Raw genomic sequence first — 12,734 nt, 5'->3', positions numbered from 1 at the left:
CTACCTGCCGGAAAAGCGCGGCGGCTTCAATTGCTGTCGGCTTGCGTCCGCAATCAGTTGCGGATGTCGCCAGCGTCCTCGCGCCCGGCAAGCTCGCGACTTTCGTCAGAACTCGGCAGCGGGGCCACGATTTCGCGGCGCGCGGCGAGCCTGTCGATTTCGCGAACCGGCTCCGCGCGCTGGGGTGTCGCCGGCGCAAGATCGACGAGGGCTGCGCCGGGCGTAACCGACTTCAGGCTGGCGAGCCGCGCGCGGAATTCGGCAAGTTCCTTTCCGTCGATCTGCGCCCGCGAAACGAAGCTGACCGACATGGGATCGATCTTGCGGTTGCCGCGATAGACTTCGAAATGGAGGTGCGGCCCGGTCGACAGGCCGGTGGAACCGACGTAGCCGATGACCTGCCCTGCCCGCACGCGCGTGCCTGGGGAAACCGCGATGCGGCTCATGTGCGCATATCCCGAGCCCAGCCCGCCGCCGTGGTTCAGCCTGACGTACTTGCCGTAACCGCCCTTGCGCGCGGCATAGGAAACGACGCCGTCGCTGACTGCATAGATCGGCGTGCCGCTGCGCGCGCGATAATCGACCCCGGAATGCATGCGCCGGTATCCAAGGATCGGATGGCGCCGCATCCCGTAGCGCGAGGACATCGGGCCATTCACGGGAGAGAAGCGCGTGCGGCGCTCCTTGCCGACGCCAGATGCTTCGAAGAACTGCCCCTCCTTGCCCCAGCGCATCAGCTGGAGACGTGGCTTGCCGTTGCGTTCGAGGCCCGCGTAGAGCAGCTCCCCTGCCTGGCGCTCGCCCTTCGCGGACCGGCGGTACGACACGATGATGTCGTATTCGTCGGCCGACCCGATGTCGGTTTCGAGCCGCAGGTGTTCGTCGACGGCCTTGAGATAGGCCTGGATCGACTTGACCGGCGCGCCCGACGCGCGTGCCGAGCGGTAGAGGCTCTTGCCGACCGTTCCGCGGATGCGAAGCGGGGTCGCGTCGACCATGATCGGCTTGCGCTCGAGCGAAAGAGCGCCATCGTGCCGCTCGACCACGAGGTCGAGATCGAAGCGCGCCCGGAAATCGATCCGGTCAAGCGGGCGCGGACTGTCGGGCGCTGCCCGCTTGCCCAGCGTCAGGTCGAACTGCGTGCCCGGTTCTATCTCGCCGAGCGGTACCGCAGCAGAAACGAGTTCGGTCACGCGCCGCGCATCGCTTGCACCGACACCTGCCCGCTGCAGCATGCGATCGAAACTGTCGCCCTGCCCCAGCGTCGCGAGAAGCTGGATCATCGGGCGTTCCGGAGCGGTCTTGAGCGGCGAGACGAGCGAGGTCGCTCCCATGCGCCGCCCGCTGTCGGCACCGAGCGCGAGCGGCATGATCATCTGGCTGCGGAATTCGTCGCGCACCCCGTCGCTGACCGGCATCGCCGTCGCCGCCTCGACCGTCGAGAAGTCGGGCCAGAACGACACCGCCGCAACGCCGAGGCCGAGCATGGTGCCGAGCCCGCGAAACCATTTCGCGCTGCCGATGTCCTGCGCAAGGTCGGGCGCCAGCTCGATCCGTTCGCAGCGGTGTTCGATGCCTCGCTTCCATTTCCGGTACCGATCACGCCAGCTTTCGCGGACGTCCCCGGCCGATTGCGGATCGAGCGTTTGCACATGCGAGAGCGACACGGCGGCGGACGCCGGACCGCCCGGCGACGCACCGGTTCCCTCACATTCCTGTCCGCTTTCCCTCAACAAGTCTCGCGACCTTTTCCGCCCACCCAAGGTTTCAGACAAGTTTTCCTGCGCTTTCAAGGTTAATCTACACCTAACGCTGTGGATTTCCCGGTGATTTCAAGGCGGGGCGGGTCTTGCTAGCGGCGAGTCGCGATGCCACATTCGGCGATGCGATGGCTTTAGACCCGCCTGCCGGCCCCCGGGGCAGCGATCCGTATCGCGTGAAGGCGGTACTCGGACCGACCAATACCGGCAAGACGCATCTCGCGATCGAACGGCTTTGCGCGCATTCGAGCGGGGTCATCGGATTTCCGCTGCGCCTGCTTGCGCGCGAGGTCTATGCCAAGGTCTGCGCGATCAAAGGCGAAGCCCAGGTTGCGCTGATCACCGGAGAGGAGCGGATCGAGCCGCCCGGCGCGCGCTGGCACCTGTGCACGGCCGAGGCCATGCCCGTCGAACAGGGCGAACATGCCTTCGTGGCACTCGACGAGGCGCAGCTCGCCGCCGATCGCGAACGTGGCCACATCTTCACCGACCGGCTGCTGCACGCACGCGGGCGGGACGAAACCATGCTGCTCGGCTCGGCAACGCTCGAACCGATGGTCCGCAAGCTCGTGCCCGAGGCGGAGATCGTCGGCAGACCGCGCTTCTCGACACTGAGCCACGCCGGCGCGAAGAAGCTTTCGCGCGTACCGCCGCGCAGCGCCATCGTCGCCTTCTCGGCCGAGCAGGTCTACGCAATCGCCGAAATGCTGCGTCGGTTCCGGGGCGGAGCAGCAGTGGTCATGGGGGCGCTGAGCCCGGAGACGCGAAACCGCCAGGTCGAGCTCTTCCAGGCAGGCGAAGTCGATTACATCGTCGCCACCGACGCGATCGGCATGGGCCTCAACCTCGACGTCAACCATGTGGCTTTCGCTGGACTTTCGAAGTTCGACGGCGTGCGGCAACGCCGGCTGACGACGAGCGAGATGGCGCAGATTGCAGGGCGCGCCGGGCGACACCAGCGCGACGGTACTTTCGGCACGCTGGCGGGCACCGGCAGCCACGACGCCGAATTCACCGACGAGGAAGTCTACGCGATCGAGGAGCACCGCTTCCCGCCTCTCGCCAAGCTGTTCTGGCGCGAGGCCGACCCGCGTTTCGACAGCCTTGCCGTGCTGATCGCCGATCTCGAAGCCCCGCCCGGACGCGATGGCCTCGTGCCCGCGCCGGAAGCGATCGACCTCGCCGTTCTCAAGCGCCTTTCCGAAGAGGCCGAGATCGCCGAGACGGTGCGCTCGCCAGCAACGGTCGCACGCTTCTGGGAAGCCTGCTCGCTGCCCGATTTCAGGCAGGTCGGCGTCGAGAACCATGCGCGCTTCGTCGCCAGGCTGTGGCGCGACCTGCGGCACGGACTGCTGGGGTCAGACTTCGTCGCGCAGGCCATCGCGCAGCTCGACAACGTGCAGGGCGACATCGACACGCTGCAGGGCCGCATCTCGGCGATCCGGAGCTGGGCCTACATCGCGCAGCGCCCCGACTGGGTTCTGGCGAAAGAAGAGATGACCGCACGCGCCCGCGCCGTCGAGGCGCGGCTCAGCGACGCGCTGCACGCCCGGCTGACCGAGCGCTTCGTCAATCGCCGCACCGCTGTGCTGATGAAAAAGCTGGGGCCCGATGCCGGCCTCCTGCCGGTCTCGCTCGAGGGAGAGGACGTGCTGGTGGACGGGGAGCTGATCGGCACGGTCCGGGGTTTCCGGTTCGTCGTCGATCCGGTCGCCCGGCACGAGGATCACAAGCTGCTGCTCGCCGCAGCGGAGCGGCACCTTGCGCAGGCGCTTTCGGAGCGCGCCGAAAGTCTCGCCGACGCGGCGCGCAACGGCGATGCCGCATTGACGCTCAGGGCCGGCGCGATCGAATGGGAGGGCCAGCGCATCGCTCTGCTCGAACCAGGCCGCAACCCGCTGACCCCGCAAATCGCTCTCGACCGCAGCCTCGATGCGGTGGGACAAGGAGCGCGCGAGAGGCTGGCGGGCGCGCTTGCCGCGTGGATCGAACGCGAGCTGGCGCCGCTGGCCCCGCTGCGACGAATAGAGGCGGCGAGCCGAGCCGACGATGCCGGACCGGAACTTCGCGCGCTGCTCATCCGGCTGGTCGAGAGCGGCGGAATGGTCGAGCGGCAGGGCTCGGGTCTCGACGATCTCGGCAAGGAGCAACGCACGAAACTTGCCAGGCTCGGTGTTCGGGTCGGCGCGCTCGACGTGTTCGTGCCCGCCATGGTCAAGCCGCTGCCGCTTGCCTTGCTGCGCACGGTCGCAGGCGATGCAGGCACCAGGCCGGCAAGTCCGCTCGAAGCCATGCCGCCCGTCATCCCGTCCGGCAGGACGCGCACCGCCCCCGGATACCGCAAGCTGGGCAAGCAGGCCCTGCGGCTCGACATGGCGGAAAAGCTGCTGCGCGAAGCGCACGGAGCGCGCGTCGCCAAGGCGCGCAAGCCTTTCGTCCTGGGGTCGGAGAAGGCCGTCTCGATGGGCCTGACACCGGCAAGCTATGCCCAACTGCTTCGGCTCGCCGGGTTCCGGGCGATGGCGCCGCGCCCGCTGCCCGAGAACGCCTGCGGCCCGCCCGCCCCGGTTCGCTGGCGCTGGCGACCGCCGCGTCCCCGCCGCCGCGAACGCGCCGCGCCTCGCATCAGGCCTGACAACGCCTTTGCCGCGTTGGCGGAGCTTGTCCGTTGACTCAAGGGCGCGCGGCGGCGTGAGGATCGACAAGCTCCTGTGGTACCTGCGCCTCGCCAAGAGCCGCTCCGTCGCACAGGAAATGGCATGCGCCGGCCACATCCGCCTCAATGGCCAGCGTGTCGAACGGGCACATCGGCAGGTCGCCAGCGGCGACGTCCTTACCGTGCCGCTCGGCCGTACCGTCCGAGTGATCGAGGTTCTGTCCATCCCCGAACGGCGCGGCCCGGCCAGCGAAGCACAGTCTTGCTATCGGGTGCTTGACGGCGAACGAAATAATCTCGTAGCTGCCGGGCTCGATAAGAATGCTGCCAAAGGGGATTAGCAGTCATGACCTATGTCGTTACCGACGCATGCATCCGCTGCAAATACACGGATTGCGTCGAGGTTTGTCCGGTGGACTGCTTCTACGAGGGCGAGAACATGCTCGTCATCAACCCCAGCGAATGCATCGACTGCGGGGTTTGCGAGCCCGAATGCCCCGCCGAGGCGATCCTGCCCGATACCGAAGGCGGTCTGGAGCAATGGCTCGAGATCAACACGAAGTACTCCGCCGAATGGCCGAACATCACGTCCAAGAAAGATCCGCCCGATGATGCCGACGAGCACAAGGGCGAGGAAGGCAAGTTCGACAAGTTCTTCTCCGCCGAACCCGGCGAGGGCGACTGAGACCCGGTCGACACCGCATCCGGATGTAAGTTTGCAGAGAGGCGGGAATTCGGAGAGGATTCTCGCCTCTGGTAATTTTGTTACAGAAGTATTATATAGCTCCCCGACTGCCGGGGCCTTTGCCCCTTCGGCAGCAGGCATCATAGAGAGGCAGGTTCACAGGCAGACGGTTGATGGATCCATCGGGCCGCCGGGCGCGGTTCCGTAGGCTTCGCAGACCGTGAAACCTGGCCGAAAATACGGCCGACCTGCAGGTGAAAGGACGATACATGGCAGCCAAGGCTAATGCCTTCGACGTGGGGGATTATGTTGTTTACCCGAAGCACGGGGTAGGCCGGGTTATCGAGCTTCAAAGCCAGGAAATCGCCGGCATGCAGCTCGAGCTGTACGTGCTGCGTTTCGAAAAGGAGCGCATGACGCTGCGCGTTCCGGTCAACAAGGTCGAATCGATCGGCATGCGCAAGCTGTCTTCGGACAAGACGCTGAAGGAGGCGCTCGACACGCTTACCCAGAAGCCGAAGGTCAAGCGCACGATGTGGTCGCGCCGCGCGCAGGAATACGAAGCGAAGATCAATTCGGGCGACCTCGTCTCGATCGCCGAAGTGACCCGCGACCTGTTCCGCGCCGACGACCAGCCGGAGCAGAGCTATTCGGAGCGTCAGATCTTCGAAGCGGCCTCCTCGCGCCTCGCCCGCGAACTCGCGGCGATGGAAAAGACCGACGAGCCGACCGCGCTCAAGAAGATCCTCGCGATCCTCAACGAGCATGCGCCGAAGTACTACGAGAACACCGAAACGGCCTGAGCCGCTCCGGAAGATCGACGAAGGGCCGTTCCCGCCGGGGAGCGGCCCTTTCGCTTTGCGGCAAAGCGTTCCGCAACGTTCATTGCCGCGACACCAAGCGCGTGTCATTCGGGCAGCATGAACCCGCGCTCGATCCGTGCTCTCGTCCTGCTTGCGGCAACCGCGCCTATGCTGGGCGGCTGCATCGTCAGGACAGCGGCGGACGTCGTCACCGCGCCTGTGAGGGTCGCGGGCAAGGCGGTCGATCTCGCGACGACCAGCCAGTCCGAAGCCGACGAGAAGCGCGGCCGCGAGATCCGCAAGCGCGAGGAACGCCTTGGCGCGCTCGACCGCGCCTATCGCCGTCACTTGCGCGAGTGCGCGGACGGCGACGACAGGGCCTGCGACCGCGCCCGCGCCGAATATCGCGAGATGCAGGACATCATGCCGACGATCCCCGCCGAACCCGACTACTGATCAGGCCGCAGCCCTGCGAAGCCGGTCGTTGATGGCGGCGCCGATGCCGTCGCGGGGGATCGGTGCGACCGCGATGCGCGGCTCGACCGCTGCGGACGCCTCGTGCAACAGGGCATAGAGGCGCGCCGCTGCCTCGGCTAGATCGCCGGACGGCGACAGGCTGGCATCGCCTTCGACCGCGCCGAAACCGATATGAAATTCGTCCGGACGGGCGTCTTCTGCACCGAGGCGGACCGGCTTTCCCGGCGCGTAGTGGCTGGCAAGCTGGCCGGGCGCCTCGACCGATCCCGGCGTCGTGACGTCACTTTCGCTTCCGAGAACAGCGGAAATCCGGGCCTCGTCGATAGGCCCCGGCCTGAGCACCTGCCACCTCCCGCCTTCACGGAGCGCTACTATCGTCGACTCGATCCCTGCCGAAGATGCTCCGCCGTCAAGGACCAGGTCGATCCGCCCGGCAAGCGAACTTGCTGCATGCCCTGCCCTCGTCGGGCTGACCGCGCCGCTGCGGTTTGCAGACGGCGCGGCGAGCGGAAGCCCGGTTTCGGCCAGGACCGCGCGCATGACCGGATGCGCAGGGCAGCGCAGCGCAACGGTCGGCAGGCCCGCCGTCACCGCCGCCGCCAGCCCTGCATCCGTGCGCTTCGGCAGCACTAGGGTCAGCGCGCCGGGCCAGAAAACCTGCGCCAGCTTTTCGGCCCTCTCATCGAGGTACGCCAGCACGCGCGCCCGGTCGAGATTGGCGACATGGACGATGAGCGGGTTGAAATCGGGCCGCCCCTTGGCGCGATAGATCGCCGCGACCGCCTCGTCCGAATCGGCACGTGCGGCAAGGCCGTATACGGTCTCGGTCGGCAGCGCGACGAGACCGCCCGAGCGCAGCACCTGCGCGGCGCGGGCGATCCCGGCGGCGTCGGCGGAAACGATGCAAGGCCGGCTGGAACCGTTCATGACCTGCCGCTATAGCCGCAATCCGGGATTGCCAAGGAAAACAGCCGATGACCTTCACGCCGCCGACTGCCGAACAGCTCCTCGCCCTCGAAGTGAACGCGGGGATCGGCGAACTTGCCGAAAGCGAGCGGTTCGCTGCAGCGACACCCGACCTCGTCGCCGCCATCGTCGAGGGCATCGGGAATTTCGCGGCGAGCGAATGGGCTCCGCTGAACCGCATCGGCGACACCGAGGGCGCAACGCTCGAGGACGGGGTCGTGACCCTGCCCGATGGATTTGCCGAGGCTTACCGCGCTTATGTCGAGGCCGGCTGGAACGCGCTGGCTGCCCCCGAGGAATTCGGCGGACAGGGCCTACCCTTCTCGCTGGCCGCCTGCGTGACCGAGAATCTCGGCGCGGCCAACATGGCGTTCGACCTGCTGCCGGTGCTGACTGTCGGCTCGATAGAAGCACTGCTCAAGCACGGCAGCGAGGAGCAGCAGCAGCGCTACCTGCCGAGGCTCGTTTCCGGTGAATGGTCGGGCACGATGAACCTCACCGAACCGCAGGCGGGCAGCGATGTCGGCGCGCTTCGAACGACGGCGACGCCCATCGAGGACGGACCGCATGCAGGCAAGTACCGCATCGCGGGTACGAAGATCTACATAACCTGGGGGGAGCATGAGTTGTCCGGGAACATCGTGCACCTGGTCCTTGCGCGTACCCCCGGCGCGCCGTCCGGGTCGCGCGGCATATCGCTCTTCATCGTGCCCAAGTTCCACGTGAAACCCGACGGGACGGCAGGAGAGCGCAACGACCTGCGGGCAGTCGGCCTCGAGCACAAGTTGGGTATCAACGCTTCTCCGACCTGCGTGATGAGCTATGGCGACAACGACGAATGCATCGGTGAGCTGGTGGGGCGCGAGAACGAGGGCCTGCGGGCAATGTTCACGATGATGAACCATGCGCGGATCAACGTCGGCAACCAGGGCGTTCACATCGCCGAACGCGCGCTGCAGCAGGCCTGCGCCTATGCCGCCGATCGCGTCCAGTCTGCCCGCGCCGGGTCTGCGGACAAGGATCCCGTTGCGATCGTCGAGCACCCCGACGTGCGGCGGATGCTGCTGCGCATGCGCGCGCTGACCGAAGGCGCCCGCGCGCTCCTCTACTACGCCTGCGGACGGGTCGACCGCGGAGCGCTCGGCGACGAGACCGCACAGGCGCGCGCCGACCTGCTCGTGCCGATGGTCAAGTCGTGGTGCACCGAAATCGGCAGCGAAGTCGCCAGCCTCGGCATCCAGGTGCACGGCGGCATGGGCTTCGTCGAGGAAACCGGTGCTGCCCAGCACTATCGCGACGCGCGCATCGCCCAGATCTACGAAGGCACGAACGGCATCCAGGCCGCCGATCTAGTCACCCGCAAGCTCGGTATGGAAGGCGGCGGGGTGCTGTTCGCGCTGATGGACGAGATCGCCGGCGAGGCAGGCGATGCGCCGATGCTGGCCGATCTTGCGAGAGATTGCCGGCAGATCGCGGAATGGATGGTGTCCGACGCCTCGCTCGACGACAAGCTGGGCGGAAGCGTGCCCTTCCAGACGATGTGCGCGGTATGCGTCGCGGGCTGGCAACTGCTGCGCCAGCAGCGCGCCCTGGAAGGCAGGGGGGCATCCGGCACGCTTGCCACGACCAAGCCGGTCGTGGTGCGCTTCTTCCTCGACCGGATCGTCCCCGAGGCGCGCGGCCTGAAGGCTGCCGCGACCGGCGGCGGCGCGCTCCTCTACGAACTGTCGAGCGAAGACCTCGTGGCGTGAGCGACCAGGGGGACCCGCTGGCGCGGATCGCCGACGCACTTGAGCGGCTGGTTCCGCCCGCCGCTCCCGAATGCGACTGGATGGCGAGTCCGGCCTACGTATGGGACGGCGAGCGTGCGCGAACGATTTCCGAGATCAAGGCCCCGCCACTCGACCTCCTGCGCGGGATCGACGCACACAAGGATCGTGTCGTCACGAACGTCGAACGACTGGCGGCAGGGCATGCCGCGCACGACATGCTGCTTTGGGGATCGCGCGGAATGGGCAAGTCGGCCCTGCTTCGGGCCGCTGTCCGCACAGCGCAGGACGCCGCACCGGGTCGCATCGCTCTCGTACAGGTGGCGCAGGATGCATTGCAGGGCGTTGCAAGACTGTTCGGGGAACTCGGCCGGGTCGAGCGCAGCTTCCTCGTCTTCATCGACGATCTCGGGTTCGAGGACGGCGACGGTACAAGTCCGCGACTGCTGCGCTCCTGGCTTGAAGGCGGCGTCGAGGCGAGGCCCCCGAACGTGCGCCTTGCCGTGACCTCCAACCGGCGCGCGATCGTGGCGCGGCATCATTCGGAACAGGACGATCCGCTAAACCCGCGGGACGCGGTCGACGACAGGCTGGCGCTTGCTGACAGGTTCGGGCTGTCGGTCGGCTTTCACAACTGCGACCAGGACGAATACCTGGCGATGATCGCGGGGTATGCCGGGCATTTCGGGCTTGACTGGCAGGAAGCCGATGCACTCGAATGGAGCAGGCGGCGCGGCGCTCGTTCGGGTCGCGTAGCCTGGCAATATGTCACCGAACTTGCCGGAAGGGCCGGAAAGTCGCTCTGACCCTCAATAGGTCGCGTAGTCGTCCTCCAGCGAGCCCTTGAACTGCGCGTTCGGGTCACCCTGCAGGTTCTTGACCGGTGGCATGCTGTCGACTTCGACCGGAGCCGGGCCTTCGGAAGCCTCGGCACCCGGCGCGATCACGCGCCAGATGATCCCCGCCGTGTCGTCGCTGACTAGCAGGCCGCCCTGCCCGTCCCAGGCCAGCCATACGGGCCGGCCCCGCGCTTCGCCGCCGTCGTCGGTCAGGAAACCCGTAAGCACCTGCTTGACCCCGTCCTGCGGGTTGCCGTTGGCGTCGAAGGGAACGAAGATCACGTCGTAACCGGAGGGCGGCTTGCGGTTCCACGAGCCATGGCGAGCGATGAAGGCGCCGTTGCCGAAACTCGTTCCCATCCGGTTGCCGCCGGTCGAGAACAGCATGCCGAGGGGCGCGGTATGCGCGCCGAGCGCGTATTCGGGGCGGCGCACGTACTCGTTCATGTAGAGCGGCATTGGCAGGTCGACGCGATCGTCGTACTGGTCCTTCCAGTAGATCCACGGCCAGCCATACTGTGCCCCGACCGGCACGTTAGTCAGGTAGTCCGGCACGAGATCGGGACCGATCATGTCGCGTTCGTTGACCACGGTCCAAAGTTCCTCGGTCGAGGGATTCCAGGCCATTGCGTTGGGATTGCGCAGGCCGCCCGCAAACTGGCGGCGCTGACCTGTCGCGGTGTCGATCTCCCAGATCGCGGCGCGCCCCTGCTCGGCCTCGAGTCCGCTGTCCGCGATGTTGGTCGCCGAGCCGACTGCCACATAAAGCTTGCCGTTATCGGGGCTCAGCAGCAGCGCGCGCATCCAGTGGTCGCCACCGCCCGGCAGGTCCATGAGCTTTTCCGGTTCGCCGGTCAGGCTTGCCGGTCCCGGCTCGAAATCGAAGGCCAGCACCGCGTCGTGATTGGCGATGTAAAGCCGTCCCTCGCCATAGGCCATGCCGGACGGCGATGAGAGATCCTCGCTTCGGAAGGTCGAGCGCTGATCGGCTTGGCCGTCGCCGTCGCTGTCGCGCAGCAACATGATCCGGTCCGGCGAGGGAACGCCTGCGCCGACCCGATCCATGAAGAGGCGCTTGAAGAAGCCTGTGATCCCGCCCCCTTCCTGCGGCGGGCCGTTGGTCTCGGCAACGAGGATATCCCCGTTGGGAAGCGCGAGCATGGTGCGAGGATGGTCCAGCCCCGCTGCGAACCTTGTCACGCGCAGCCCCTCGCCGGCGACCGGCGCATCGTTGGCGCCCCACCCGGCAGGTTCCGCCAGAGACACACTCGGTATCCATCGCGTCTCGGCCTCGACCAGTTCCGGATCGGTGCCGGTCGTCGCCGAGATGGGCTTGTCCGACGGGTTGCCGTACCAGGCGTAGATCGCGAAAACGAGCAACGCGACAACGACAATTCCGAGAGCGGCGAGCAACTTGTGCTTGATGGACATCATGCTCCCGGAGATAGGGTTCGGCTCTTTCACGGGCAAGCCGACAGGACCTACTGATGTACGAATTTGCGCCGCCAGACGATGCGCCAAAGGCCGAACTGTACCGCGACCTCGTCGCTGCGGCGCGTGAGCTCGTCGCTGACGAACCCGATCCGGTCGCCAACATGGCGAATCTCGCGGCACTTGTCTGGATGTACGTACCCCGCCTCAACTGGGCCGGTTTCTACCGCAATGTCGACGGCGAACTCGTGCTCGGACCCTTCATCGGCAAGCCGGCCTGCATCCGCATTCCCTTCGGTCGGGGCGTATGCGGAGCGGCGGCGCAGACCGGCAGGACGCAGCTGGTGGCCGACGTGCACGCGTTCCCGGGGCATATCGCGTGCGACGCCGCAAGCAGGTCCGAACTGGTGGTGCCGGTCCAGCGCGCCGGCCGCGTGATTGCCGTCATCGACCTGGACAGCCCGGAAACCGGGCGTTTCGACGCGGAAGACGCAAGCGGGATCGAAGGTCTCGCCCGCATCGTCGCCGATAGCATCTGAGCGGCAAGTGAACCGAAACGGGACATGCGCGAGAATTGAGCGTGAACGGCCTTGGGTCGCGCGGAATGGCAATGGTAACATCGGTTAGCTAACGGGACTCACGAGTCCCTCAATGACAGGGGCTTCCCGCATGCATCTTTCCCGATATGCCCGGCTACTTCCGGTTGCCGCGATCGCAGCCGTCACGCTGGCAGCGCCCGCAGAGGCGCAAGAGCCGGTACCGCCCTACCCCGCTTCGGATTGGGAGCAGCGGGCAGCCTATCCCTCGCAGTACCGCATGGACCCAAGGGTTCGCGACGAGTGGCTGACCGAATGCCGCCGCCGCATGGGCGGGCGCGACGATGGGGTCGGCGGTGCGCTGATCGGCGGCCTCGTCGGAGGCGTGGCGGGCAATCGGATCGCCGGGCGCGGCAATCGCACGATCGGTACGGTGGCCGGGGCCGCAGTCGGCGCGGCGGCCGGAATGGCCATCGACAAGGCCGAGGATCGCCGCGATGTTCGCGACGAATGCGAGCGCTATCTCGACGATTATTACGCGCAGGCGGGCCATCACTACGGCTATGGACAGGGCTATGCGCCCTATGGCCATGCTGCGGGCGGTTGCTGCCAGATGCAGCCGATGATGGCGGTGCCGATGGCGCATCGCGGCGAGCCGCAGTGCACGGAAACGGTCGAATACGAGTACGAGGACGTCCCCGTTCGCTACTCTCCGCCGCCGCGCCCCGCGCCGCAGAAGCGGATCAAGGTCGTGCCGGACAAGCGCATCAAGACTGCCCCGGACAAGCGCCTGCGCAACTAGCTTTCAAAGT

12 protein-coding genes are annotated in these 12,734 nt (G+C 66.8%); 9 read left to right on the top strand and 3 right to left on the bottom strand.

The features are described 5' to 3' along the window. Positions 1 to 53: 53 nt before the first annotated feature. A complete protein-coding gene (locus tag FHS75_RS09915; protein ID WP_308420092.1) occupies positions 54 to 1,667 on the bottom strand; it encodes a M23 family metallopeptidase in 1,614 nt (537 codons plus the stop codon). A 221-nt stretch (positions 1,668 to 1,888) separates the two neighbouring features. Here FHS75_RS09915 and FHS75_RS09910 point away from each other — a divergent pair, with 221 nt between their 5' ends. From FHS75_RS09910 to FHS75_RS09890, 5 genes are all read left to right on the top strand, one after another. Further along, positions 1,889 to 4,432, top strand: a complete 2,544-nt coding sequence (locus FHS75_RS09910) for a helicase-related protein (RefSeq protein WP_179407572.1) — start codon at positions 1,889 to 1,891, stop codon at positions 4,430 to 4,432. A 19-nt stretch (positions 4,433 to 4,451) separates the two neighbouring features. Then, positions 4,452 to 4,757, top strand: coding sequence for an RNA-binding S4 domain-containing protein (locus FHS75_RS09905; RefSeq protein WP_179407571.1), 306 nt, complete (start codon positions 4,452 to 4,454; stop codon positions 4,755 to 4,757). A 5-nt stretch (positions 4,758 to 4,762) separates the two neighbouring features. After that, entirely contained in the window at positions 4,763 to 5,101 is a 339-nt protein-coding gene (gene fdxA, locus FHS75_RS09900) for a ferredoxin FdxA (protein ID WP_179407570.1), read from the top strand. Positions 5,102 to 5,370: 269 nt separating this feature from the next. After that, on the top strand, positions 5,371 to 5,904 hold the full coding sequence (locus FHS75_RS09895; protein ID WP_179407569.1) for a CarD family transcriptional regulator: 534 nt from the start codon (positions 5,371 to 5,373) through the stop codon (positions 5,902 to 5,904). 117 nt (positions 5,905 to 6,021) lie between these two features. After that, positions 6,022 to 6,360 carry a hypothetical protein gene (locus tag FHS75_RS09890; protein ID WP_179407568.1) on the top strand — a complete coding sequence of 113 codons (339 nt, stop codon included), beginning with the start codon at positions 6,022 to 6,024 and terminating at the stop codon, positions 6,358 to 6,360. Here FHS75_RS09890 and FHS75_RS09885 read toward each other — a convergent pair whose 3' ends face one another. Then, a complete protein-coding gene (locus FHS75_RS09885) occupies positions 6,361 to 7,308 on the bottom strand; it encodes an L-threonylcarbamoyladenylate synthase (protein ID WP_179407567.1) in 948 nt (315 codons plus the stop codon). Between the two features lie 47 nt (positions 7,309 to 7,355). Between FHS75_RS09885 and FHS75_RS09880 the strand changes: the two genes are divergently transcribed. Both FHS75_RS09880 and FHS75_RS09875 read left to right on the top strand, forming a co-directional pair. Further along, entirely contained in the window at positions 7,356 to 9,098 is a 1,743-nt protein-coding gene (locus FHS75_RS09880) for an acyl-CoA dehydrogenase family protein (protein ID WP_179407566.1), read from the top strand. Continuing rightward, complete coding sequence (locus FHS75_RS09875; protein ID WP_229735538.1) at positions 9,095 to 9,922, top strand: DUF815 domain-containing protein; 828 nt, start codon at positions 9,095 to 9,097, stop codon at positions 9,920 to 9,922. Before FHS75_RS09880 ends, FHS75_RS09875 begins: the two co-directional genes overlap by 4 nt. A 3-nt stretch (positions 9,923 to 9,925) precedes the next feature. Here FHS75_RS09875 and FHS75_RS09870 read toward each other — a convergent pair whose 3' ends face one another. Next, the gene (locus tag FHS75_RS09870) at positions 9,926 to 11,389 is read right to left on the bottom strand and encodes a PQQ-dependent sugar dehydrogenase (RefSeq protein ID WP_373284989.1); all 1,464 of its coding nucleotides are present in this window, start codon (positions 11,387 to 11,389) and stop codon (positions 9,926 to 9,928) included. 53 nt (positions 11,390 to 11,442) lie between these two features. On the opposite strand from FHS75_RS09870, the gene FHS75_RS09865 reads away from it, so the two are divergent. Together FHS75_RS09865 and FHS75_RS09860 are read left to right on the top strand one after the other, a co-directional pair. Continuing rightward, on the top strand, positions 11,443 to 11,925 hold the full coding sequence (locus FHS75_RS09865) for a GAF domain-containing protein (RefSeq protein WP_179407565.1): 483 nt from the start codon (positions 11,443 to 11,445) through the stop codon (positions 11,923 to 11,925). Between the two features lie 130 nt (positions 11,926 to 12,055). Then, positions 12,056 to 12,724, top strand: a complete 669-nt coding sequence (locus FHS75_RS09860) for a glycine zipper 2TM domain-containing protein (RefSeq protein ID WP_179407564.1) — start codon at positions 12,056 to 12,058, stop codon at positions 12,722 to 12,724. Positions 12,725 to 12,734 lie beyond the last annotated feature (10 nt).

It is taken from the genome of Novosphingobium marinum (genome assembly GCF_013408095.1).
GTDB classification, from domain to species: Bacteria; Pseudomonadota; Alphaproteobacteria; order Sphingomonadales; family Sphingomonadaceae; genus Novosphingobium; species Novosphingobium marinum.
Note: the sequence above shows the minus strand (reverse complement) of the source record. Positions and strands in the feature narration are given on the sequence as shown.